This window comes from Acidovorax sp. NN32, assembly GCF_057597245.1.
The window spans coordinates 3333308-3355986 of the sequence record NZ_CP199679.1 but is presented as its reverse complement, the minus strand read 5'-3'; the positions used below and the strand labels follow the sequence as shown (position 1 = coordinate 3355986).

At 60.9% G+C, this 22679-nt stretch carries 22 protein-coding genes and 1 tRNA gene; 13 read left to right on the top strand and 10 right to left on the bottom strand.

Annotated features, from left to right (window positions below; genetic code table 11):
* Positions 1–20: 20 nt before the first annotated feature.
* From ACT89O_RS15535 to ACT89O_RS15515, 5 genes are all read right to left on the bottom strand, one after another.
* Positions 21–293, bottom strand: coding sequence for a (2Fe-2S)-binding protein (locus ACT89O_RS15535; RefSeq protein ID WP_055402706.1), 273 nt, complete (start codon positions 291–293; stop codon positions 21–23).
* Positions 294–455: 162 nt separating this feature from the next.
* Entirely contained in the window at positions 456–1601 is a 1146-nt protein-coding gene (locus ACT89O_RS15530) for an alpha-hydroxy acid oxidase (RefSeq protein WP_487260518.1), read from the bottom strand.
* A gap of 126 nt (positions 1602–1727) precedes the next feature.
* Complete coding sequence (locus tag ACT89O_RS15525) at positions 1728–2420, bottom strand: Fe2+-dependent dioxygenase (protein WP_487260517.1); 693 nt, start codon at positions 2418–2420, stop codon at positions 1728–1730.
* A gap of 78 nt (positions 2421–2498) precedes the next feature.
* A complete protein-coding gene (locus tag ACT89O_RS15520; protein ID WP_487262864.1) occupies positions 2499–4622 on the bottom strand; it encodes a TonB-dependent receptor in 2124 nt (707 codons plus the stop codon).
* Positions 4623–4970: 348 nt separating this feature from the next.
* Entirely contained in the window at positions 4971–5291 is a 321-nt protein-coding gene (locus tag ACT89O_RS15515; protein ID WP_055402700.1) for an SWIB/MDM2 domain-containing protein, read from the bottom strand.
* Between the two features lie 402 nt (positions 5292–5693).
* On the opposite strand from ACT89O_RS15515, the gene rraA reads away from it, so the two are divergent.
* Positions 5694–6209: a ribonuclease E activity regulator RraA gene (gene rraA, locus ACT89O_RS15510; protein WP_487260516.1), complete on the top strand. Its 516-nt coding sequence runs from the start codon at positions 5694–5696 to the stop codon at positions 6207–6209.
* Between the two features lie 20 nt (positions 6210–6229).
* On the opposite strand, the gene ACT89O_RS15505 is transcribed toward rraA, so the two are convergent.
* Positions 6230–7192 carry a DMT family transporter gene (locus tag ACT89O_RS15505; protein WP_487260515.1) on the bottom strand — a complete coding sequence of 321 codons (963 nt, stop codon included), beginning with the start codon at positions 7190–7192 and terminating at the stop codon, positions 6230–6232.
* A 38-nt stretch (positions 7193–7230) separates the two neighbouring features.
* Here ACT89O_RS15505 and ACT89O_RS15500 point away from each other — a divergent pair, with 38 nt between their 5' ends.
* Both ACT89O_RS15500 and aceA read left to right on the top strand, forming a co-directional pair.
* Entirely contained in the window at positions 7231–7653 is a 423-nt protein-coding gene (locus ACT89O_RS15500; protein ID WP_487260514.1) for a gamma-glutamylcyclotransferase family protein, read from the top strand.
* 264 nt (positions 7654–7917) lie between these two features.
* Entirely contained in the window at positions 7918–9249 is a 1332-nt protein-coding gene (gene aceA, locus ACT89O_RS15495) for an isocitrate lyase (protein WP_487260513.1), read from the top strand.
* A gap of 160 nt (positions 9250–9409) precedes the next feature.
* Here the strand turns inward: aceA and ACT89O_RS15490 are convergent, their stop codons facing one another.
* From ACT89O_RS15490 to ACT89O_RS15480, 3 genes are all read right to left on the bottom strand, one after another.
* Positions 9410–11350, bottom strand: a complete 1941-nt coding sequence (locus tag ACT89O_RS15490; RefSeq protein ID WP_487260512.1) for a hypothetical protein — start codon at positions 11348–11350, stop codon at positions 9410–9412.
* A 54-nt stretch (positions 11351–11404) separates the two neighbouring features.
* Complete coding sequence (locus ACT89O_RS15485; protein ID WP_055402691.1) at positions 11405–11800, bottom strand: GtrA family protein; 396 nt, start codon at positions 11798–11800, stop codon at positions 11405–11407.
* A 106-nt stretch (positions 11801–11906) separates the two neighbouring features.
* Positions 11907–12860, bottom strand: a complete 954-nt coding sequence (locus ACT89O_RS15480) for a glycosyltransferase family 2 protein (RefSeq protein ID WP_228897930.1) — start codon at positions 12858–12860, stop codon at positions 11907–11909.
* 565 nt (positions 12861–13425) lie between these two features.
* On the opposite strand from ACT89O_RS15480, the gene thrS reads away from it, so the two are divergent.
* The 10 genes from thrS to ACT89O_RS15430 all read left to right on the top strand — a co-directional run bounded on the left by thrS (position 13426) and on the right by ACT89O_RS15430 (position 22032).
* Positions 13426–15345: a threonine--tRNA ligase gene (gene thrS, locus ACT89O_RS15475; protein ID WP_487260511.1), complete on the top strand. Its 1920-nt coding sequence runs from the start codon at positions 13426–13428 to the stop codon at positions 15343–15345.
* A gap of 80 nt (positions 15346–15425) precedes the next feature.
* Complete coding sequence (infC, locus tag ACT89O_RS15470; protein WP_082437675.1) at positions 15426–16034, top strand: translation initiation factor IF-3; 609 nt, start codon at positions 15426–15428, stop codon at positions 16032–16034.
* Between the two features lie 182 nt (positions 16035–16216).
* Entirely contained in the window at positions 16217–16420 is a 204-nt protein-coding gene (rpmI, locus tag ACT89O_RS15465; protein WP_055402683.1) for a 50S ribosomal protein L35, read from the top strand.
* A gap of 24 nt (positions 16421–16444) precedes the next feature.
* On the top strand, positions 16445–16804 hold the full coding sequence (gene rplT / locus ACT89O_RS15460; protein ID WP_121420463.1) for a 50S ribosomal protein L20: 360 nt from the start codon (positions 16445–16447) through the stop codon (positions 16802–16804).
* A gap of 111 nt (positions 16805–16915) precedes the next feature.
* Positions 16916–17968: a phenylalanine--tRNA ligase subunit alpha gene (gene pheS / locus ACT89O_RS15455; protein ID WP_228897934.1), complete on the top strand. Its 1053-nt coding sequence runs from the start codon at positions 16916–16918 to the stop codon at positions 17966–17968.
* 125 nt (positions 17969–18093) lie between these two features.
* On the top strand, positions 18094–20541 hold the full coding sequence (gene pheT, locus ACT89O_RS15450; RefSeq protein ID WP_487260510.1) for a phenylalanine--tRNA ligase subunit beta: 2448 nt from the start codon (positions 18094–18096) through the stop codon (positions 20539–20541).
* A gap of 25 nt (positions 20542–20566) precedes the next feature.
* Positions 20567–20893, top strand: coding sequence for an integration host factor subunit alpha (locus tag ACT89O_RS15445; RefSeq protein WP_035198379.1), 327 nt, complete (start codon positions 20567–20569; stop codon positions 20891–20893).
* 97 nt (positions 20894–20990) lie between these two features.
* Complete coding sequence (locus ACT89O_RS15440) at positions 20991–21431, top strand: MerR family transcriptional regulator (RefSeq protein ID WP_487260509.1); 441 nt, start codon at positions 20991–20993, stop codon at positions 21429–21431.
* 30 nt (positions 21432–21461) lie between these two features.
* Positions 21462–21538 (top strand) — tRNA-Pro (locus ACT89O_RS15435).
* A gap of 194 nt (positions 21539–21732) precedes the next feature.
* Positions 21733–22032 (top strand): single-stranded DNA-binding protein, encoded by a 300-nt coding sequence (locus tag ACT89O_RS15430; protein WP_055402674.1) that lies wholly within the window; start codon positions 21733–21735, stop codon positions 22030–22032.
* Between the two features lie 98 nt (positions 22033–22130).
* Here ACT89O_RS15430 and ACT89O_RS15425 read toward each other — a convergent pair whose 3' ends face one another.
* Positions 22131–22334 (bottom strand): hypothetical protein, encoded by a 204-nt coding sequence (locus ACT89O_RS15425; RefSeq protein WP_487260508.1) that lies wholly within the window; start codon positions 22332–22334, stop codon positions 22131–22133.
* Positions 22335–22679 lie beyond the last annotated feature (345 nt).

Sequence of the window (22679 nt, the reverse complement as noted above, 5' to 3'; positions counted from 1 at the left end):
GGCCGAGCCTGCGACGAGGATCAGGCTGCCTGCGAGTGTAGAGAGGAGTTCCATGACTTGCTTTCCAGGATGGAGCTGGCAAGCTGGATCGTTTTCGGCGCTGCCTCATTGTGCAGGGCGGCCACCGGACTCGATGCACTGCACTGCGCCACCACATCCCGGGCGCAGCTTTCGCAGCACCCGCATTGGGTGGCCACGCCCAGTTCGAACTGGATTTCGTCAAAGCTCATGCCTGCACGTGCGTGGCGGGCAATCTCACGGTCGGAAATCCGGCGGCAAACACAGACGATCATGGCGGCAGGCAGTGTGGCTGGCTGTTGAAGGTAATCTTATTATAAATACGAATCTATCGCATTTGCAATAAATCATTCCTGCCGTCAGGGAGAAGGGCGTTGATCGCCATCAACACTTCTCACCGGCCCAAGGCTATTCGCCAGCGGCCACGGCGGCGGCCCTCACCGGTTGGGGCGGAGGGCTGCGTCTTCTCCGACATCCAACAGCGCAGGCGTGGCGTCGGTCAGTGTGGCGCAGCCGGTGAGCGCCATGGCAACTTCCAGCTCGTCGCGCAGCAGGCGCAGCACATGGGCTACGCCTGTGGCCCCCGCATTGGCCAGGCCCCACACGGCGGGGCGCCCCACCAGCACGGCCGATGCGCCCAGCGCCATGGCCTTGAGCACATCGGTGCCGCGCCGGATGCCGCCGTCCACCAGCACCGGCACTGCGTCGGCCACGGCCTGCACCACGCGGGGCAGGGCGGTGGCGGTGGCGGGCGCGGTGTCCAGCGTGCGGCCACCGTGGTTGGAGACGATCAGGCCCGCCGCGCCCGCTGCCACGGCCTGGCGTGCGTCGGCTGGGTGCAGCACGCCCTTGAGCAGCACGGGCAGGCGGGTGATGGACTGCAGCCAGGCCACGTCGTCCCAGGTGGGCGCCTGGTGCAGCAGGCCGTCAAACAGCGCGCTCTGGCCGGGGCGCAGGTCGGGTTGTGGTGGCGGGGGCAGGCCCGCGAGGTTGACCGGGCCCACGCCGGGAGGCAGCCGAAAGCCTGCGCGCCGCTCGCGGTCGCGCACGCCGCTGGTGGGGGCATCCACCGTGAGCACCAGGGCTTCGTAGCCCGCCGCCTCGGCCCGCTGCACCAGCGCCTGCGTAAAGCCCCGGTCGCGCTGCAGGTAGAGCTGGAACCACAGTGCGCCGCGCCCGGGGTCGGGCTGCACCACGTCGGCAACGGCTTCGAGCGACACGCTGGCCTGGGTGCTCAACACCACACCCGCGCCCAGTGCGGCCGCTGCGTAGGCCATGGCCAGTTCGCCATCGGCGTGGGCCAGGCGCTGGAAGGCGACCGGGGCCAGCAGGATGGGGTGGGCCAGCGTGCGCCCCAGCAGCTGCACCCGGGTGTGGCCGCCTGCCAGCGGCCGCAGCACGCGGGGCCACAGGGGCAGGGCGTCCCAGGCGTTGCGGTTGGCGCGCAGCGTAATCTCGTCGCCCGCGCCCCCGCTGAAGTAGGCCCAGGCGTTGTCGTCCAGCTGCTGGCGCGCCAGCAGTTCATGGTCGGCCAGGTTGGCGATCTCGGGCGGCAGCCTGTGGCGGGCGGGGGTGTCAGTCATACCAATGAAAAAAGCACCTTGCGCGCGTTCAGTATGCGCGAGGTGCTATTGAAATAGGAGTAAATCTGGCAAGGCAGGGGGCTACGGCGCAAGGGGCCGTGGAACCTGAATGCCAGGAGAGGCGGGTCACACGTCGGCCCACATGCGCAGCAGGTTGTGGTACGTGCCCGAGAGCGCAATGACCGCCGGGTCCGTCTCGCCCACGCTCTGGCGTAGCCGCAGCAGCGACATGTCCATGTCGAACAGCAGCTGCCGCTGCTCCAGCCCGCGCACCATGCTCTCAACCCAGAAGAAGCTGCTGATGCGCTGCCCGTGTGTGACGGGCGACACCTGGTGCACGGTGCTGCTAGGGTACAAAACCATGTCGCCCGCTGGGAGCTTGATGCGTTTTTCGCCCCAGGCTTCGGTGGCCACGAGTTCGCCGCCTTCGTATTCGTCGGGCGGTGTGAGGAACAGCGTGCACGACAGGTCGCTGCGCACCCAGCCGTTGTCGGCCTTGGAGTGCACGACGGCGCTATCGACATGGTTGCCGTAGGCGTTGGCGCCACCGCCGTAGCGGTTGAACAGCGGGTTGTAAATGCGGCGCGGCAGGGCGGCCGAGAAGAACAGTGCATTGCGTGCCAGGGCGGCCTTGACCAGGCCCTGCAGCTGGGCCGACAGCTCGCTGCCCTGGGCCAGTTGCCGGTTGTTCTTCTGGTGCACGGCCTGGCCGCCTGCGCTGCGGGCGCCATCCACCCAGGGGGTGTCGGGGGCCCAGAGCTGTTGCCGGAAGAAGGTGACTTCTTCGGCGGTGAGAACGTGGGGAATGTGCAGAAACATGGAGGCCGATTGTGACTCCGCCCCAGTGAAGGGGCGGAGTCGTTTCGTCAGAACATCAGCGTATCAGCGCATCGAAGGTCAGAAGCGCGTCTTGATGGACACCTGCACGGCGCGGGGTGCGCCCGGCGTGTAGAAGCCACGGTACAGGCCGTCGGCGTAGGTGCGGTCGAACAGGTTGCTCACGTTCAGCTTGAGCGTGGTCTTGTCGTCAAACGCGTACTCGGCCATGGCGTCCATCACGGCAAAGCCGCTGGCGTACACCGCACGCGAACCCTCGGGGTTCTGCTTGCTGCGGTAGGTCAGGCCAGCGCCCACGCGCAGCTTGGACGTGACGGCATAGGTGCTCCACACGCTGCCACTGTGCTTGGGCGTGAGGCCGGGGCGGTCGCCCTGCACCTGGGCACCGCCGCCGTTGGCCGCCAGCGCCACGTTGCTGCGGTCGATCTTGGCCGAAGGAATCCAGGTGTGGTTGGCGAACACTTCCCACTGGGGCGTAAGACGGCCAGCCAGGTTGAACTCCATGCCGGTGGCGTGGCGCTTGCCGGACAGCAGCTCTTGCTGGGCTGCGGTGTCGGGGTCGGTGTTGCGCTCGTTGTACTTCTCGCTGCGGAACACGGCAACACCCAGCAGGGCGCGGCGCTCGAACAGCTCCATCTTGGTGCCGATCTCGAAGTTGCGGCTCTTCTCGGGGTCGGTGTTGGCCGTGCGGGACGTGTTGGCGCCGGGGTTGCCAAACTGGTAGGTGTCGCCCGAGGTGTTGTACGAGGTGCCGAACGACGCGTAGTACGAGACCAGCTCGCTGGGCTGGAACAGCAGGCCCACGCGCGGGCTGACCAAGCTGTCGGAGCGGGAGTTGCTCAGAGCGCCTGTGGCGTTCTTGTAGGAGGCCTTGAAGTTGTCATAGCGCAGGCCACCCACCAGCTTCAGGGTGTCGTTCAGCGCCATCGTGTCCTGGAAGTACAGGCCCAGGTTGCGCGACTTGAAGGTGTTCCACTGCACGGGCGCGCGGCCATCGGCCACCCAGGCGCCATCGTTGGGCGAGCCGACGGTGGTGGTGGGGCGGGTGGTGGTGTTGGGATAGTTCTGGTTGCGCTTGGCATCGTCGTCGAAGTAGTCGACACCTGCCAGCACGGCGTGCTTCTTACCGCCCCAGTTGAAGGTGTTGCTGTAGTCGCTTTGCACCTGCAGCACGTCGCTTTCGCCCAGGCGGCCCTTGGAGCCACGCGTCAGCACGGTGTTGCCGTTGATCTGATCGAGCGTGATGGCGCTGTTCTGAAAGCCGATGGTGCTGGCCAGCAGATCGCGCTCATACGTGCCGTAGCGCAGGCGCGTGTTCAGCTCGCCGTTGTTGTCAAAACGGTGAATGTGGCCCAGCGTGACGTGCTGCGCCGAGGTGTTGTTGTGGTCGCTGGCCAGGCCGTAGTAGTTGCGGGCTTCGAGCGGCGTGTTGATCTTGCCGTCCACCACGCGCCAGGGGTGGTTGTACAGCGGGCGGCCCTTGGATTCGAGGTAGTACAGGCCGATGGAAAACTCATCGCGCGTGCCGATGCCCCAGGCGAACGTGGGTGCAATGCCGCGCTTGTCCTGCTTGGCGCCGTAGTTGTCGAACTCCTGCACCATGGCGTTCAGGCGGAAGGCCGCGTTCTCGCCAGTCTTGAAGTTGAAGTCGCCCGTGGCGCGGTGGTATTGGCCGGTGCCGTAGGTGTACGAGGCTTCGTGCTGGTCGATGAGCAGGGGAGCTTTGTTGACCTGGTTGACCACACCGCCGGTCGATCCCTTGCCGAACAGCATGGAGGCCGAGCCCTTGAGCACTTCGACGCGGTCCAGGTTGAAGGTGTCGCGCTCGATCAGCGGGGCGTCCTTCATGCCGTCCACATAGATGTCGCCCGCCTGGCCCAGCGAGAAGCCGCGCAGGCGCACGTCTTCTTCACCCGTTTCGCCCGACTGGAAGGTCACGCCCGCGGTGTTGCGCAGCACCTCGCGGAAGTCGTCCATGTTGCGGTCGTTCATCTGCTTTTCGGTGAACACCGTCACGGACTGGGGAATGTCCTTGATGTCCTGCTTGCCCTTGCCGACCGTGGTCTTCTTGAGCAGCAAGGTGTCTTTGCCTTGCACTTCGGCGGCTTCTTTCACCGTCACGGTGGACAGGGTGGTTTCCTGGGTGTCGGTCTGTGCCATGGCGCCCACAGAGGCAGCCAACATGAGTGCGCCCAGCGGGAGCAGGGCCTTGTCGGACGACAGGCCGCGCGGTGTGGTGGACACGAAGGAAGGAGAAGATTGTTGTGGGCGCAGCACGGAGCTGCGGCGCTGAGCGCGTGGTTTTGCCAAGATGGCCTCCGTCGGTGGGGATGTGCTGATGGCGCGCGGGGCGCCAGGCGCAGGCGAGAGGCAGTGGCTAGGTCAACATGGCTGTGCTTCGACTTGCTTCATTATGTTACATCAAATGCGGGTCATTCTCATTTGCATTGATGTTAATGCGCCACAGTCTGCCGGAGTACAGGCGAAAAAAAGCCGGCTGAGCCGGCTTGTTTGGTGCACCAGGTGCGGGGATTATTTGACGTGCTTGCCAATCAGGCCAGCCAGCTCAAACATCGAGACCTGGGGCTTGCCGAACAGCTCCTTGAGCTTGGCATCGGCGTTGATGTTGCGCTTGTTGGTGGCGTCCTGCAGGTTGTTGGCCTTGATGTAGACCCACAGCTTGCTGATGATCTCCGTGCGTGGCAGCGGTGCCGAGCCCACCACGGCGGCCAGCGCGGGGCTGGGCGTGAGCGCTTTCATGAAAGCAGCGTTGGGGGTGCGCTTCTTGGCGGGGGCAGCAGCCGTCTTGGCTGCGGGGGCTGTTTTTGCCGGAGCTTTTTTTGCAGTTGCCATGTTGGGTTTTCCTTGTTGGAAGTAAATTTTCACCAGCGAAAACTAGGCTTTCCCACTGGCAGGCTGATGCTACTGGGAAAAAAACGCGTTTCCAAGGGAGAAACGGCTTTTTTTGCCTCGATTTGTAGCCGTGGTGCCGCGTGCAGGCCAATAAGTTGCCCACGCTGCGCTCCTGCCTTGACAAAGCGGCCTGCGCGGGCCGCGTTTGAGGGCCTGCCCCTGGGGCTGTATGACAATGCGGGGCAACCTGCGTGGCCCGGCGCTAGGAGGCTTCGCGGCAGAAGGCATCGAAGCGAAACGCGCGAGACCGGTTAATCGCACGTTGCAGCCGATGTTCCTTCTGCCGCGCAGCCTCCTAGCCGCTTTCCCTGTTGTTCATTCCGCCTGAAAGGCTTTCGAAACATGACTGCTGCACCTTCCTCCACCCCCTTCAGCACCTGTGATTTTTGCGATGAGCACAAGGGTGATATGAGCGGGTCTTTCCGCGTTGTGCCCCCCGTTTTCCAGAGTTTTGGCGGTGTGGCCGCGTTTGCGGGCCCCGTGAGCACCGTCAAGTGCCATGAGGACAACACGCAGGTCAAGGCTGCTGTGGAGTCGCCGGGTGAGGGCCGCGTGCTGGTGGTGGATGGGGGTGGATCGCTGCGCCGCGCTCTGGTGGGTGGCAATCTGGCGGCTGCCGCTGCGCGCAATGGCTGGGCCGGCCTGGTGGTGGATGGCTGCGTGCGTGACGTGGCCGAACTGAACGCGGCAGCCGTCGGCCTTCGTGCGCTGGGGTTGATGCCATTGCCCACCGAGCGCCGTGGCGAGGGGCAGCGCGATGTGGCCGTGCAGATCCAGGGGGTCTGGGTGCGGCCGGGCGACTGGCTGTATGCCGATGCGGATGGCATCGTGGTCAGCACACAGCCCTTGGCTGCGTAGCGATCGCGGTCGGGCTATCGTCACCCTGCTTGGTTGTCGCGTCGGCCGACACGCAGCGCTGTGCGTGAGGGCAGGGTGGCCAGCAGCATGCTGGCCAGCGCGATGGCAAACGCCGCCCATTGCCAGACGGTCAGTGATTCGCCCAGCACCAGCACGCCGACCAGGGCCGCGCTCACTGGCAACATGACCGAGAAGACGCCGCCCTGAGCAGCCGGCACGGCCTTGAGCCCGGTCATCCAGAGCCACACCGTCCACACGCAGGCGGCTAGCGCGTAGAACACCAGCAGCGTCCAGGTGCCCCAGCCTACGGCGGCAAAGTCAAAATGCCAGGCGGCGTACAGCCCGAACGGCGTGGACAGCACAAAGCCCCACAGGTTGATGAGCGAGGTGATGCGCTTGGGGCCCAGACTGCTGGTGAGCATCTTGCCGATCACCGTGTAAGCAGCTTCGCACACCACCGCGCCCAGCAGCAGCAAGGGCCCCAACCATGCAAGGTTTTGAGTATTTTGGGTGCCTAGCGCTTGTCCAATATGCGCTGAATGCTCTTGTTTTGATAGCGAAAACAAGGCAATCCCCGCCACGGCACAAACCACGGCCGCCCAGGTGCGTGGCGCCACGCGTTCGTGCAAAAAGAGCCAGCCCATCACCGCCACCGCGGCGGGAATCGCGGCCAGGGTCACTCCGGCCGTGACCGCATCGGTGAGGCTCACGCCATAGATCATGCAGATGGTGAACAGGAAATTGCCCAGAAACGATTGTAGAAACAACAGCCGCCGGGTTTGTGGGGCGAGGGGCGGCTCATCCACAGGTTTGCGGAGCCAATGCAGCATGGCTATGCCACCAATGCCAAAACGCATCCATGCGAGCAGAAAAACCGGCAGCACGGCGGCCAGCGGTTTGGACAGCGCCACGTAGCTGCCCACCAGCGCCATGCTGAGGGCCAGGCACAGGTAGGCAAAGGGGCGGCTGGGAGTGGTGTTCACTAGACTGGTGATCGCTCAACGAAAAGGAGGTGCGCATCATGCCCGACGAAACCCCGCCCGCCAGCCCTGCACGCCATGTCTTTGTCTATGGCACCTTGCGGCGCGGCGGATCCAATGACATCACCCGCCTTCGCCCGGCGCCAAGATTCATGGGGGCCGCCCAGGTGCCTGGGGTGCTCTACCACCTGGGGGCCTATCCCGGCATGGCGTTGGGCGGGCCCCTGGGGGTGGTGCACGGGGAGGTGTATGCCATCGAGCCAGCGCTGGAAGCCGTACTGGACGAGATCGAGGACCTGGGGGCGACCCCCAGTGACGAGTATGTGAAGCGCGAGATCGTGGTTGATGTGGGCGGGCAGGGCGTGCCTTGCCTGGTCTATGAGATCAATCCCCGGTATGTAGTCTCTGCACCCCGGATTGCCGGGGGGGACTGGCTGCAAGCGCCGCGTTCGGCCGTGTTGTGAATGACGATCTTTGTTTTTTGCAATACGGAATTTTGATTCCTCGATGTGGAATACGATAGATGTTGCATTGCCGCATTTTTTCTCGATATGAGAAATCAATTTCTGTATTGAGAAATGCTGTGGTTAAGTTGTTGTTTTTCAAAGAGAAAATTTATCTCTTCTATAAGACATAAGAGCTTGCACAAGTCTTATAGAAGACTTAAAGTTGTCTCCAAGGGCGGCACAAGCAGCCCGGCGTTTTCAACCAACCTCTGGAGTGATCTCATGCCCCAATCCCTCAACGAACAACTGAGCCGCGAACAGCAAATTGCCGCCCTGGAAAAAGACTGGGCGACCAACCCCCGCTGGAAGGGCGTGAAGCGCGGCTACTCCGCTGCCGACGTGGTGCGTCTGCGCGGCTCGTTGCCCATTGAGCACACGCTGGCCAAGCGCGGCGCTGAAAAGCTGTGGGACAAGATCAACGGCGGCGCTAAGAAGGGCTACGTCAACGCGTTCGGCGCCATCTCCGCCGGGCAGGCCATGCAACAAGCCAAGGCAGGCCTCGAAGCCGTGTACCTGTCGGGCTGGCAAGTGGCCGCCGACGGCAACACCAGCGAAACCATGTACCCCGACCAGTCGCTGTACGCCTACGACTCGGTGCCCACCATGGTCCGCCGCATCAACAACACCTTCAAGCGCGCCGACGAAATCCAGTGGGGCCGTGGCATCAACCCCGGCGACAAGGAATTCATCGACTACTTCCTGCCCATCGTGGCCGATGCAGAAGCCGGTTTCGGTGGTGTGCTGAACGCCTTCGAACTGATGAAGAACATGATCCAGTCGGGCGCTGCAGGCGTTCACTTTGAAGACCAACTGGCTGCCGTGAAGAAGTGCGGCCACATGGGCGGCAAGGTGCTGGTGCCGACGCAGGAAGCCTGCGAAAAGCTGATTTCCGCACGTTTTGCCGCTGACGTGATGGGCGTGTCCACCATCGTTCTGGCCCGTACCGACGCTGAAGCAGCCAACCTGATCACCTCCGACCACGACGCCAACGACAAGCCTTTCCTGACCGGCGAGCGCACGCAAGAAGGCTTCTACCGCGTCAAGAACGGCCTGGAGCAAGCCATCAGCCGTGGCGTGGCTTACGCTCCCTACGCCGACCTGGTGTGGTGCGAAACCGGCGTGCCAGACATTGGCTTCGCCCGTGAATTTGCGCAAGCCGTGCACGCTGCCTGCCCTGGCAAGCTGCTGTCGTACAACTGCTCGCCTTCTTTCAATTGGAAGAAGAACCTCAACGACAGCCAGATCGCTTCCTTCCAGGAAGACCTGTCGGCCCTGGGCTACAAGTACCAGTTCATCACGCTGGCCGGTATCCACATCAACTGGTTCAACACCTTCCAGTTCGCTCACGCATACGCCAACGGCGAAGGCATGAAGCACTACGTGAACATGGTGCAAGAGCCTGAGTTCGCAGCACGCGACAAGGGCTACACCTTCGTGTCGCACCAGCAGGAAGTGGGCGCAGGCTACTTCGACGACGTGACCACGGTGATCCAGGGTGGCTCGTCCTCCGTGAAGGCCCTGACGGGTTCGACCGAAGAAGAGCAGTTCCACTGATCTGAAATCCCCCGCACAGGGGATGGAGTTACGGCAAGACAAGAAGCCACCCTGCGGGGTGGCTTTTTTCATCTCTCTCTTTCGTTTGGTGTGGGACGCATCGGGGCCGGGCGGTACGCGCACATGGGCTTTGCGTGGTCTTTCCGGGGAGTTCGCCCCCTCAGTGCGCAGTGATGGGACGGGTAATTGCCGAAACGTCGCAGTCCAGTGGGCCCAGCGTCGACGAAATGGTGGCGCCGTAGACTTGGCTTGCGGGCATGGTCAGTGTCCACTCCAGATCGTAGTAGTTGGAACCAAGGTACCGGGCGTGCGCGGTGGTCAGGGGTTTTTTGTACTCGGCGCCCTGGACCTTCCAATGGGTCTGTTGTTCGATGGGGTAGTCCCTGCCGCACCGCAAGGCAACACGCACGATGGTTTCTGGCGCAGGCGGGAGGGTGAGGGTCAGGCCTTCTGCGAGTCGTGCTGGCAGGAAGGTCATGTAGTCCATCTTTTTGTTGGACAGGACATTGTTTTCTGCCTTGCCATTGACCAGCGCACCAGTGTTGCGGACTGCATAAATCGCGCTGGCGCCCACTGTGGTCATGGCCTGCAAGCCTTTGGTGAAGTCGAACCGGAGTGCATCCTGATCGTTGGCGATGAAATAAAGGGTCTGCGAAACCTGCCCCGTCGTAGCCGGAGAGGGGCAAGGCGCGTCGAGCGTCCGGTTGACGGCGTTGCCCATCACCATGGGGTCCAGGCCGATGACTTGGTCCTGGCAAATCCCTCGGCTCGACAGGCCGTCGCGCATCGCATGCAGGTACTTGAATGTGTACCCCGGAATCTTGTATTCCAGGGGTTCCAGTTTGGGGAAAAACAGCGATGCGAGCAGGAGATCGTATTTGCCCCTTTTCTCGAACTGAAGGTAAAGGTTCAGATGGGCGACTACAACGAGGACCAAGGATGTTGCGGCTAGGGCATTGAAGTGCCCGGTCGAAAGTGACGCTTTTTCGCTGGCGCGCGCCAAACCATGGGCCGCCAATACTGCAAGCCACGGGTGCACCACGTCCAGGTGCCAAAAAGCTCCCTGGCTTAGAAAAGCCATGGAAACGATGAACCACAGCACCGTGGTGAGCAATATCCAGCGGAGGGTCCGCTCTTTTGCTGCAAAGACGATGCCCAGCACCACCCCTCCCAGCATCAGAGTCAGGTGAAAGGCCGTCAGTGCGCCCAGTCCACTGATGGCCGGCTGGATACTCTCAATGGCGCTGTAGGGCATCAGGAAAACGTCACGCCATTTGTCCATGTCCAACAGATTGCTGAGCCAGCCATGGCCGGAGGCTGTGGCGGCCGACGCAGGCGCGGGCGACAACAGCTTCGAGACGGCCCCTGATTGACTTCCCCACACGGCTGTCAGCCCTGCAATGAGGAGCAGGGAAGCCAGCGTTCTACGGTTCAGGAGAACCTGGTAGTTCAGCAGTGCGTAGATTCCCAGGCCCAGCAACAATGGCGCTGCAGAGGGGTGGATTTGTACAAGCAGGAATGCCGCAAGCGGAAGCAACAGCCCATCGTGACGGTGCTGTTGCGCAAGGCTGATGAACAACCCCAGGACCACATTGCTCAATGTCATCACCAGAGCAGGATTCCAGGCGCTGTGGGTGTAGAAAGACGCAAAGACGGGGAATGCCAGCACTGCATAGGCAAGTGCACATCTGGAACCCAACCGTGCGTGGATGACGCGGAGCAGATACCAGACCGACAGCGCAAACAGAGCGCCGAATGTGATGAAGATCGCAGCCTCGGTGTCCCTGACCAGAAGGGGCAGGGCGAGCAGGTAGTAAAAACCTGGCGGCAGGTTGAAACGTTCCCCGAACAGCGGAGGACCGTTGAGCGGCCATTCCTGGTGATGGATCAGTCTGCGTGCTATTTCCACGTCGCGGATCTGGTCAGGGCCGTGGAATGTAATGTCAAAGAAGTAGACCTGTATGGCCCCCAGGATGGCGACAAAGATCAGCGCTATCCAGTAGCTTGATGTTCGCTGGCGGGTCATCAAAGCGGCTGTCTGCATGTCTACCTTTTTGATCGTCTTGTTGCTGGGGGCTGCGCCCTGTTCCTCGAAGGGCAAGAGAGCCCAAGACCCCTGTTGCGCGGGGTGTGATGGGCCGTTGCCAGAGCTTGTTTAGGGCATGTCCGAGGTCTTGTGCGTGAAGGTCCAGGCGTTGTTGAGAAGGAAATTGTTCAGTGCCACGGCGCCCACAGCTACAAACGCCCCCCAGCCGTACCACAGGCCCAGAAAATCCGTGAACAGCTTGATGATGAGGATGTTCAGCCCCAGGCCGATCAGCGACACGATGCAGTACCTGATCAGCGAAGCCCAGTAGCTGCCAACGTATCCAAAGGTCCAGATCCTGTTCATTCCGTAGGAGATCAGCAGTGCAAATACAAACCCTGTGGTGGTGGCAACGACCGGCCCTGTTAAGCCAAGCTCCACCAGCAGGAACAGGGTGGACATGTGCACTACGGCACCGATAACACCCACAACGCCATAGCGAAGCAGTTTGGAAAAGGAGGGCATGAGGGCAATGGTGAATGTGAAATAGCGGTGCCGTGACCCCCGCGTGGTGGAGAAAGAAGGGTCAGTGCGACATGGAGCGCTCAGGCGTGCGGCCTGCGTTGCCGGATCAAGGGCTGGCGGGGTTGTCGGGTTGGTTCAGAGGCAGCTTCTGGGAGACGATGTAGCGGGGTCGTTGTTTGACCTCGTCATAGATGCGCGCGAGATACTCCCCGATGATTCCGAGGCCAATCATCAGTGAGCTGCCGATGATCAGTAGCAGCAAGATGACGGTGGTAAAGCCGTTGATCGCCGCTCCCGACAACTTCATGTACACCGTGTGCATCCCCAGCATGACGGAAAATGCGAAGAAGAGCACACCAAAGATTGTGATCAGGTGCAGTGGAAAAGTGCTGAAACTTGTGACGGCAACGGCCGCAAGGCGAATCAGGCCAAAGACAGACCATCCCGAATCTCCAGCGATGCGGGGCTCCACCTCGAAGGGGATCTGCGTAGACCGGAACCCCATCCAGCTGATCATGCCGCGAAAGAAGACGTTGCGTTCTTTCATCGTGCGATACGCCTCGATGACCCGTTGATCAAGCAGTTTGTAGTCGGACGCGCCGTTCAAGTCGTGGCCGGAGAACGCCCGCAAAATGAGATAAAACAGTTTTGCCCGTGCAGCAGAGAGGCTGGATTCGTCGCCCCGGCTGGTTTTGACCGCTTCCACGATGTCGAACTCGCCAGTGCGCCAAGTTTCGATCATGGTCGGGAGCAGGGAAGGAGGGTGCTGCATGTCGCCGTCCATGATGATCACCGCCTTGCCTCGCGCCGCCTCCAGGCCCGCCGACACCGCCGCTTCCTTGCCAAAATTGCGACTCAGGCGCAGACCCCGCAACCGGGCCATGGTTTGAGAGATGGCGGTAATTTCATTCCATGTGTTGTCTTTGGACCCATCATCCACCACCACGATTTCCCAGGTGGAGGCTGACACAGCCAGAAATTTCTCGACCTCCCGCAAGGTGAAGCGGATGCCGGCTTCTTCACAATAGACAGGGATGACAACGGAAATCTCAGGGTGCATAAACATTCTCATAAAGCCGATCCTGGCCGAAGATCAGCTACGAGCCAGTGTGGGGGGGTGTACCGAAGTGCTGCCTTGGGGTGTGGCTGCGCAATCGGTGCTAGCGGGGTGCTGTTGCTTGACGCCCGTGTTACCGGGACGCCTGGCTTGGTGACGCCCGAGTGCAGGACTTTCTCACATTTCGACGCACCGACTGTAGTTGCCAGATTGACTACCGCCAAAAATCATCGCACAGTTTTGCTCATGGGGCGGGCGTGTTCATGGGTGCTCCAGTTGTGTAAGCGAAACGTCTTTGATGATGTGCGCAAGCGCGTTGTCTGGGCAATCGATCCCGGGGCGGGGGTAAAATGCCAAAAATTCCACTTACAAGAGCGAGAAAGGCAATCTGGTTATGACACCGCGAACTACATCGGAGATGTTGACTGGCCGTTAAGGCTGGCTGTTCGCGCCTGCACGAGATTGCACTCCTCATCCAGAAAGCGCGGACCCGTTCCGCGCTTTTTTGTTTCTGGGCCTGGCGCGTGCCCGCATCCATTGCACTGATTGAAAAGAAAGAGTTACTCCCATGATTCACATCACGCTTCCTGATGGCTCGCAGCGCCAATTCCCGGGTCCTGTCACGGTGGCCGAAGTGGCGGCCTCTATCGGCACCGGTCTGGCCAAGGCGGCTCTGGCCGGCAAGATTGACGGCAAGGTGGTGGACACCAGTTACCAGATCACGGCCGACAGCCCACTGTCCATCATCACGGCCAAGGATGCCGATGGCCTGGAGGTCATTCGCCACTCCACAGCCCACTTGCTGGCCTATGCCGTCAAGGAGCTGTTCCCGGAAGCCCAGGTGACCATCGGCCCGGTGATCGAGAACGGTTTCTTCTACGACTTTGCGTACAAGCGCCCCTTCACGCCTGAGGACCTGGTGGCCATCGAAAAGTGCATGGCCGAACTCGCCGCCAAGGACGAGCCCGTGGTACGCCGCGTTCTGCCGCGCGACGAGGCCGTGGCCTATTTCAAGAGCCTGGGCGAGCACTACAAGGCTGAGATCATTGCGAGCATCCCCAGCAATGAAGACGTGAGCCTGTACCGCGAAGGCAATTTCGAAGACCTATGCCGTGGCCCCCACGTGCCCAGCACGGGCAAGCTGAAGTTCTTCAAGCTCATGAAGGTAGCGGGCGCCTACTGGCGTGGCGACCACCGCAACGAGATGCTGCAGCGTATTTATGGCACGGCCTGGACTTCCAAAGAAGAACTGCAGCAGTACCTCACCATGCTGGAAGAGGCCGAAAAGCGCGACCACCGCAAGCTGGGTCGTGAATTGGACCTGTTCCACATGGATGAGCATTCGCCCGGCACCGTGTTCTGGCACCCCAAGGGCTGGGCTTTGTGGCAGGAGGTGGAACAGTACATGCGCCGCGTCTATCGCAACAACGGCTACCAGGAGGTGAAGGGTCCGCAGATCCTGGACAAGAGCCTGTGGGAGAAAACGGGCCACTGGGACAAGTACCGCGACAACATGTTCACGACCGAGTCGGAAAAGCGCGAGTACGCGCTCAAGCCGATGAACTGCCCCGGCCACATCCTGATCTACAAGCAGGGGATCAAGAGCTACCGCGACCTGCCATTGCGCTACGGCGAGTTCGGTGCCTGCCACCGCAATGAGCCTACGGGCGGCCTGCACGGCATCATGCGCGTGCGCGGCTTCACGCAGGATGACGGGCACATTTTCTGTACGGAAGAGCAGGTGCTGGAAGAGTGCGCCAACTACACGGCGCTGGTGCAGAAGGTCTACAAGGACTTTGGCTTTACCGACATCATCTACAAGGTGGCCACACGGCCCGAGGCACGCATTGGCACGGACGAGTCGTGGGACCGCGCGGAGAAGGCGCTGATGGATGGCCTGCGCCATTCGGGTTGCGAGTTCGAGATTGCCGAAGGCGAAGGTGCGTTCTATGGTCCGAAGATCGAGTACACGCTCAAGGACGCGCTGGGCCGTCAATGGCAGTGCGGCACGATGCAGATCGACCCCAACCTTCCCGAGCGTCTGGACGCCGAATACGTGGCCGAAGACGGCAGCCGCAAGCGCCCACTGATGCTGCACCGTGCAACCGTGGGCAGCATGGAACGGTTCATTGGCATGCTGATCGAACACTATGCCGGGGCGTTCCCGGTCTGGCTCGCTCCGGTGCAGGTTGCGGTGCTCAACATCACCGACGCACAGGCCGATTACTGTCGCGAAATTGCCGCAAAACTGCAAAAAGCACTTCCGAATCAAGACCTTAGGGTGGCGGTCGATCTGCGCAACGAAAAGATTACGTATAAAATACGCGAGCATTCGTTGCAAAAGCTGCCGTACATCCTTGTCGCGGGCGACAAGGAAAAGGCCGCAGGAGCCGTCGCAGTGCGCGGCCGGGGCAATCGTGACCTCGGCGTGATGTCTGTTGAAGCGTTCGCTGAGCTGATCGCCCAAGACATTGCCACCAAAGCCTGATTTTTAGTGAAAACATGCTTCGGCGCCTGCCATGTGTACGGTTGTAGCTACAAAGTTTGTAGTATTTTGATTGAAGGAAGATAGCCATCGCTACTGAATTTCGTGATCGTCGCCACCGTGAAGAGCGCAAGCACCGCCTGAACCGTGAAATCATGGCTCCGGAGGTCCGTCTTTCGGGTCCTGATAACGAGCCTTTGGGGGTTGTCAGTCTGATGGAAGCCCTGCGCATGGCGGGCGAGTTGGATGTGGATCTGGTGGAAATCGCCGCTACGGCGAACCCTCCAGTGTGCCGCCTCATGGACTACGGCAAGTTCAAGTACCAAGAGCAAAAGCGTGCGGCGGAAGCCAAAGCCAAGCAAACGGTCATTGAGATCAAGGAAGTCAAGTTCCGTCCGGGCACGGACGATGGCGACTACAACATCAAGATGCGCAACATCCGCCGTTTTCTGGCGGATGGCGACAAATGCAAGATCACGCTGCGATTCCGGGGGCGCGAAATCACGCACCAGGAACTGGGCTTGGCTTTGCTGAACCGGATTCGTGACGAATTGGCAGACAGCATCATCATCGAGCAGTTTCCCAAGTTGGAAGGCCGCCAGATGATCATGATGATTGCCCCGGGCAAGAAAAAGCCTGCTGGTGCCAAGCCAGCAGCAGAGGTTGCTCCGGCAACGGGCACCGCAGCCTGAAGTTGTGCGGGTTGGTATGAGATTTTGAATGCTGCTCCGTCATCGGGGCAGGGTTCAAAAAGGCAGTGTTTCGGCACTGCTGAGCGAAGGGTGCGAACCCTTCGATAAAAGTGGCTCGGGGCCAACAAGTTTGCAGATCGGTTTGCAAACGCCTCACGAGCACAAACAAAAGGAGCATTCACATGCCCAAAATGAAGACCAAGAGCAGCGCGAAAAAACGTTTCCGCGTTCGTCCCGGTGGCACCGTCAAGCGCGGTCAAGCCTTCAAACGTCACATCTTGACCAAGAAGACCACCAAGAACAAGCGCCACCTGCGTGGTGCAGTTGCTGTGCATGAGACCAACATGGGCTCGATCGCACAAATGCTGCCCAGTGCTGGCCTTTAATAACGACGAACAAGGAGTACATACATGCCTCGCGTCAAACGTGGTGTAACGGCCCGTGCCCGTCACAAGAAAGTTCTCGCCCTTGCCAAGGGCTTCCGTGGTCGCCGCGGTAATGTCTACCGTATCGCCAAACAGGCGGTAATGAAGGCTGGGCAATATGCCTACCGTGACCGCCGCACCAAGAAGCGCGTGTTCCGCCAGTTGTGGATCGCCCGTATCAACGCCGCTGCCCGTGAACTGGGCCTGACCTACAGCCAGTTTGCCAACGGCCTGAAGAAGGCATCCATCGAGATCGACCGCAAGATGCTGGCCGACCTCGCCGTGCACGACAAGGCTGCCTTTGGCAGCATCGTGAACCAAGTCAAGGCCAAGCTGGCTGCTTGAGATCACGATGAGCGGCTATCGTTCTGATAGCTGCTTGCGCAATAACAGCAAGGGCTAGAGCTTGAAAAGGCGCTAGCCCTTGTTTATTTTTCACGAGCGATAAAGAGTCGTATGAACGAGTTGGATTCCCTGGTCGAGAGCGCGACGCAACTGTTTGCCCAAAGCGCCACCCCCGCTGATCTGGAAAACGCCAAGGCGCAGTTTCTGGGCAAGTCGGGCCGCGTGACCGAGCTGATGAAGGGCATGGCGCAGCTGTCCGTCGAGGAAAAAAAATCCCGTGGCGCAGCCATCAATGTGGCCAAGCAAGCCATTGAAGCCGCACTGACCGCACGGCGCCAGGCGCTGGCCGACGCAGAATTGCAGCTTCAGCTCAAGGCCGAGGCATTGGATGTGAGCCTGCCAGGCCGCCAGCGCGGGCAGGGTGGTCTTCACCCGGTGTCCCTCACGCTTGAACGCATCCAGGGCATCTTTGGCTCCATGGGTTTTGACGTCGCCGAAGGCCCCGAGATCGAAACCGACTGGTTCAACTTCACCGCATTGAATACGCCGGAAGACCACCCTGCGCGGTCCATGCATGACACGTTTTATGTCGAGGGCGGCACTGCCACTGCCCCCAACCTGCTGCGCACGCACACCAGCCCCATGCAGATCCGCCACGCGGTGCAGCATGTCAAAAAGCACCGTGCCGCGCTGGATGCCGGCCAAGCGATGCCCGAGATCCGCGTCATTGCGCCGGGCCGCACCTACCGGGTGGACAGTGACGCCACGCACTCGCCCATGTTCCACCAGTGCGAAGGCCTGTGGGTTGGCGAAAACGTGAGTTTCAAGGATCTGAAGGTCATCTTCACGGATTTTTGCCGCACGTTCTTCGAGAGTGACGACCTCGTGCTGCGCTTCCGTCCCAGCTTCTTCCCCTTCACGGAGCCCAGCGCCGAGATCGACATCCAGTTCCAGACGGGCCCATTGGCCGGCCGTTGGCTGGAGGTGGCAGGCTCGGGCCAGGTGCACCCCAACGTGGTGCGCAACATGGGCCTCGACCCCGAAAAGTACATCGGCTTTGCCTTTGGCATGGGACCGGACCGCCTGACCATGTTGCGCTATGGCGTGAACGACCTGCGCCTGTTCTTCGACGGCGACATTCGTTTCCTGTCGCAGTTCCAATAAAGCAAAAAAGTGAGCTGCTAGCGCATGATTTCAATGGGTTTCATCGCCTTTTGACATTGAAATAAAGAACAGACAAGCGCAAGCAGCTATTTTTTTCAGAGCAAACGCCAAAGAATCTCTTCACTATGCAATTCCCTGAGTCCTGGTTGCGCGAATTTTGCAACCCACCGCTGACCACCCAAGAACTGGCCGACACGCTGACCATGGCGGGTCTGGAAGTTGAAGAATTGCGGCCCGTGGCGCCGCCTTTCACGAAAATTGTGGTCGGCGAAATCAAGGAAGCCGTTCAGCACCCGGACGCCGACCGCTTGCGCGTGTGCCAAGTGGACGTGGGGCAGGGGGCCTTGCTGAATATCGTGTGTGGTGCTCCCAACGCCCGTGTGGGCATCAAGGTGCCTTGTGCGCTGGTGGGGGCCGAACTGCCCCCGGGTGATGACGGCAAGCCGTTCCTCATCAAGGTGGGCAAGCTGCGCGGTGTGGAAAGCCAGGGCATGTTGTGCTCGGCGCGCGAACTCAAGCTGTCCGAGGACCATGGCGGTTTGCTCGAACTCGATGCTTCTGCGCCGGTGGGCCAGGACATCCGTGAACACTTGAACTTGGATGACACGCTGTTCACCCTCAAGCTCACGCCCAACCTGGCGCATTGCCTCAGCGTCTATGGGATTGCGCGCGAAGTGTCCGCACTGACCGGGGTGCCGCTGCAGCAACCCTCGTTCCCCTCCGTTGCTACCAAGCTTGCCGACCGCTTGCCGGTCAAGGTGAGTGCTCCTGACCTGTGCGGCCGCTTTTCCGGCCGCATCGTGCGCAACGTGAACACGCGGGCTGCCACGCCCCAATGGATGCTGGATCGCCTGGCCCGTTGCGGCCAGCGTGGTGTGTCGCCGTTGGTGGATATCTCCAACTATGTGATGTTTGAGCTGGGGCGCCCATCTCACATTTTTGATCTGGACAAGATCCACGGCGGCCTGGATGTGCGCTGGGGCAAGGCCGGTGAACAGCTCAAGCTGCTCAACGGCAACACGATCACCGTGGACGACAAGGTGGGTGTGATCGCCGACGACAGCCAAGTCGAGTCGCTGGCCGGCATCATGGGCGGTGACGCCACGGCAGTTTCCGACGATACCCAGCACATTTACATCGAGGCCGCCTTCTGGTGGCCCAAGGCGGTGGCAGGGCGCTCGCGCCGCTTCAACTTCTCGACCGACGCAGGCCATCGCTTTGAGCGGGGTGTGGACCCGAGCCTGACAGTGGAGCACATCGAGCGCATCACACAGCTTGTGATTGATATCTGCGGTACGCCTGACACGGTATGTGGCCCCATGGATGATCAGGCGGTGAATCTGCCGGTACCCCGGCCGGTCGCACTGCGTGTCGCACGTGCGGCCAAGGTCATCGGTATGCCCCTCACCCAGGCGCAATGCACTGATGCATTGCAGCGTCTGGGGCTGCCCGTGGTGCAGGGCGAGGGTACGCTCACCGTCACGCCACCGTCGTTCCGGTTCGACATCACGATCGAGGAAGACCTGATCGAAGAAGTGGCGCGCATGGTGGGTTACAACAACCTCCCCACCACCCCACCGCTGGCGCCCATTACGCCCAAGTTGCCGGCCGAGGCCACGCGCAGCCCGTTTGCGGTGCGCCGTTCATTGGCAGGCCTGGGGTACCAGGAGACGATCAACTTCAGTTTTGTGGAAGAGCGTTGGGAGCACGAACTGGCCGCCAACACACAACCCATCAAGCTGCTGAACCCCATTGCAAGCCAGATGAGCGTGATGCGCTCTACCTTGCTGGGTTCTCTGCTACAAGTTTTGAAGTTCAACCTGGACCGCAAAGCACAGCGTGTGCGGATATTCGAACTGGGCCGCGTGTTCCTGCGCGACGCGAGTGTGCGCAACACGGACACCACCGTGGAGGGCTTTCATCAGCCTATGCGAGTGTCAGGCCTGGCGTATGGCCCGAACGACACCTTGCAATGGGGCCGCAAAGAGCAGGCTATCGACTTCTTTGACGTGAAGGGCGATGTGGAGGCGCTCCTGGCGCCTGTGGAGGCCATGTTTGAACCTGCGACCCATCCTGCCATGCACCCCGGCCGGTGTGCGCGCGTGCTGGTGAATGGGCGTGCCATAGGTTTTGTGGGCGAGTTGCACCCTCAGTGGCGCCAGTCGTGGGATTTGCCACAGGCGCCTGTGATGTTCGAGCTGGAGCTCGACGCCTTGCTGCAACGCGTAGTGCCCCAGTTCAAGCCAGTGGCCAAGCATCAGGCTGTTGAGCGTGATCTGGCCGTAGTGGTGGCCGAGCGCGTGACGCACGCCGACATCATGGGTGCGGTGGAGCAGGCCGTTCCCGATGGCATGCTGCGGTCTGCCGTGCTGTTTGACGTGTACCGGCCCAAGGCACTGCGTGCCGGTGAAGAGACCCCTGCAGGTGGCCTGGCTCCCGGCGAGAAGAGCCTGGCTGTGCGTCTCACTCTGGGGCGTGACGAGGCCACGCTCACAGAGGCCGAGATCGAGGCGGCGGTGCAAGCCGTGGTCGCACAGCTGGCGCAGCGTGCGGGCGCACGGCTGCGGATGTGACGATGTCCAAAGGGAGTGATAAATCATGATCGAATTCGCAGTCGAAAGCCTGGAGACCCCAGCGCTGACCAAGGCGCAGCTGGCCGATCTGCTGTTCGACCAAATCGGCCTGAACAAGCGCGAGTCCAAGGACATGATCGATGCGTTCTTTGACCTGATCTCCCAGAGCCTTGTGGAGGGCAAGGATGTCAAGTTGTCGGGCTTCGGCAACTTTCAGATTCGGACCAAGGCTCCACGACCTGGTCGTAATCCGCGCACGGGCGAGGCCATTCCGATCAAAGCGCGCCGGGTCGTGACGTTTCATGCCAGCAGCAAGCTCAAGGAGCAGATCCAGACGGCCGCTGCCTCGTGAATTTGTGCGCTTTTTGTGACCAGAATGTTGCCGATGGCTGGCGGTCTGTGCGCGTCTGCAGTACGCTAGTCGGCTGTTCGGTTTGAATCCACAACCCATGGGCACCCCGCTTCCTTCCATCCCTGCCAAGCGCTACTTCACGATTGGTGAGGTCGCGGAGTTGTGTGGCGTCAAGCCCCATGTTTTGCGTTATTGGGAGCAGGAGTTCACGCAGTTGCGTCCCATGAAGCGGCGCGGCAATCGGCGCTACTACCAGCACCATGAGGTGTTGATGATCCGCCGCATCCGCGATCTGCTGTACGACCAGGGGTTCACGATCAGCGGTGCACGCAATCGTCTGCAGGAGCTTGCGCATCCGGCCCGCGATGATTCCGGAACCGATGCTGCATTGAATGGTGATGGCCTTGATTCCCAGGTGCCCAGCATGCTGGTGGATAGCGCGCGTGACCTTTCCATCGAGGCGATGGGGTTCACCCTGGACTCCAATGCGGTGCGCAAAGAATTATTTGAGATTCGTGCGCTGCTTTCTCTGAACTGAGGTTTTTTGTGCATATAATCTAAGTCTTGTCGGCGTGTAGCGCAGCCTGGTAGCGCACTTGCATGGGGTGCAAGGGGTCGCGAGTTCGAATCCCGCCACGCCGACCATTGATAGCAAAAGCCCAGAACCGAAAGGTTCTGGGCTTTTTTGCTTGAGAGGGCGCTCAGAGGTATCCCTGAATGATTTGTGCCATGCCTCCTGACCGCTGCACTCTTAGGGCTTGTTGTGCGGGCTGGCCGCCAGGGAGCGCGCTGTGTGCTGATCGAAAACAGGTGATGGCCCGCCGGGGCGGAGGACTTTCATGATCGATGGACTCGTGGCCGGAAGGCTTTACGGTGATTCCGAGCAGCGTACCGACAAGGCTGGAAAGCCTTTCACTGTGGCCAAGGTGCGTGCAAACACGGCGGATGGCGAGTTGCTTTTTGTGAATGTGATTGCGTTTGAGGCGGGTGTTTGCGCTGCCATTCATCACCTGCGCGATGGGGATTCACTCGCGCTTTCGGGCAGTATCACACCGAGAGTCTGGACGGACAAGCAGGGCAACACCCGGCCTGCATTGGATATGGTGGCGCACCGTCTGCTTGCGCTCCACGGAGATTGAAACAGGACGCTGCTGAGTGGCGGACCTGAAGCGGGGCAACGGTGTATCGCTGTGGGTTTGGGCAACCGGCTTCAGACGCTTGTGGGGCACCGCAGATATCAAGTCGGGCTTTGTGGCGTGGATGTGGTTTTTACAAATCCCAGCGCTTTGAGTTCTTCTTCGTCCAGATGCAGCTCCGTCAATTCCGGTCGCCGTGCCTCCACGGCACGCCTGCGTTCGTAGTTGCTGGGAGGGCCTTTTTCTGTTTGTCGGCGGTCCTGCCCGTTGCGTCTGTCGGTGTTGACTCTCCGGTCGGTGTTCATACTGGTGCTCATGCTGGTGGGGTCATGTGTATTGATGGGGGCTGGGGCTGTCGGTGCTTCATGAACGTGATGCTCGGTGGTTGTCAGTCGCCTCCGTCCTGCCGTGCCAGTCTGCCGGAGCTCGCTTTGTTTGGAAATGAAAAGATGACCGCAAGGCAAGGTGGGTTGCAAGGGTGACACTGCAGATGCCTTGGTGAATCGGAAGATTCCAAGGTGTCCACCGCCCAAGCCTTTGCCAAAGCCGGGCGGCTCCAGTCCTTGCAGCTCGCCATCGGTATGGGTGATTGCCCTGATTTGGTGAGGTGCTGCACTGCATTGATGCATTCCGCCACAGAGCGGTACTCC

Coding starts and splice junctions, on each gene's coding strand:
- ACT89O_RS15480 (WP_228897930.1), bottom strand. CDS start 12,860: ATGCACCCTGAGATTTCCGTTGTCATCCCTGTCTATTGTGAAGAAGCC.
- ACT89O_RS15485 (WP_055402691.1), bottom strand. CDS start 11,800: ATGCCCTCCTTTTCCAAACTGCTTCGCTATGGCGTTGTGGGTGTTATC.
- ACT89O_RS15525 (WP_487260517.1), bottom strand. CDS start 2,420: ATGTTTCTGCACATTCCCCACGTTCTCACCGCCGAAGAAGTCACCTTC.
- pheT (WP_487260510.1), top strand. CDS start 18,094: ATGCAATTCCCTGAGTCCTGGTTGCGCGAATTTTGCAACCCACCGCTG.
- ACT89O_RS15520 (WP_487262864.1), bottom strand. CDS start 4,622: ATGTTGGCTGCCTCTGTGGGCGCCATGGCACAGACCGACACCCAGGAA.
- ACT89O_RS15500 (WP_487260514.1), top strand. CDS start 7,231: ATGCCCGACGAAACCCCGCCCGCCAGCCCTGCACGCCATGTCTTTGTC.
- ACT89O_RS15515 (WP_055402700.1), bottom strand. CDS start 5,291: ATGGCAACTGCAAAAAAAGCTCCGGCAAAAACAGCCCCCGCAGCCAAG.
- thrS (WP_487260511.1), top strand. CDS start 13,426: ATGATTCACATCACGCTTCCTGATGGCTCGCAGCGCCAATTCCCGGGT.
- ACT89O_RS15535 (WP_055402706.1), bottom strand. CDS start 293: ATGATCGTCTGTGTTTGCCGCCGGATTTCCGACCGTGAGATTGCCCGC.
- ACT89O_RS15530 (WP_487260518.1), bottom strand. CDS start 1,601: ATGACTGACACCCCCGCCCGCCACAGGCTGCCGCCCGAGATCGCCAAC.
- rpmI (WP_055402683.1), top strand. CDS start 16,217: ATGCCCAAAATGAAGACCAAGAGCAGCGCGAAAAAACGTTTCCGCGTT.
- rraA (WP_487260516.1), top strand. CDS start 5,694: ATGACTGCTGCACCTTCCTCCACCCCCTTCAGCACCTGTGATTTTTGC.
- ACT89O_RS15445 (WP_035198379.1), top strand. CDS start 20,567: ATGATCGAATTCGCAGTCGAAAGCCTGGAGACCCCAGCGCTGACCAAG.
- aceA (WP_487260513.1), top strand. CDS start 7,918: ATGCCCCAATCCCTCAACGAACAACTGAGCCGCGAACAGCAAATTGCC.
- pheS (WP_228897934.1), top strand. CDS start 16,916: ATGAACGAGTTGGATTCCCTGGTCGAGAGCGCGACGCAACTGTTTGCC.
- rplT (WP_121420463.1), top strand. CDS start 16,445: ATGCCTCGCGTCAAACGTGGTGTAACGGCCCGTGCCCGTCACAAGAAA.
- ACT89O_RS15425 (WP_487260508.1), bottom strand. CDS start 22,334: ATGAACACCGACCGGAGAGTCAACACCGACAGACGCAACGGGCAGGAC.
- ACT89O_RS15440 (WP_487260509.1), top strand. CDS start 20,991: ATGGGCACCCCGCTTCCTTCCATCCCTGCCAAGCGCTACTTCACGATT.
- ACT89O_RS15430 (WP_055402674.1), top strand. CDS start 21,733: ATGATCGATGGACTCGTGGCCGGAAGGCTTTACGGTGATTCCGAGCAG.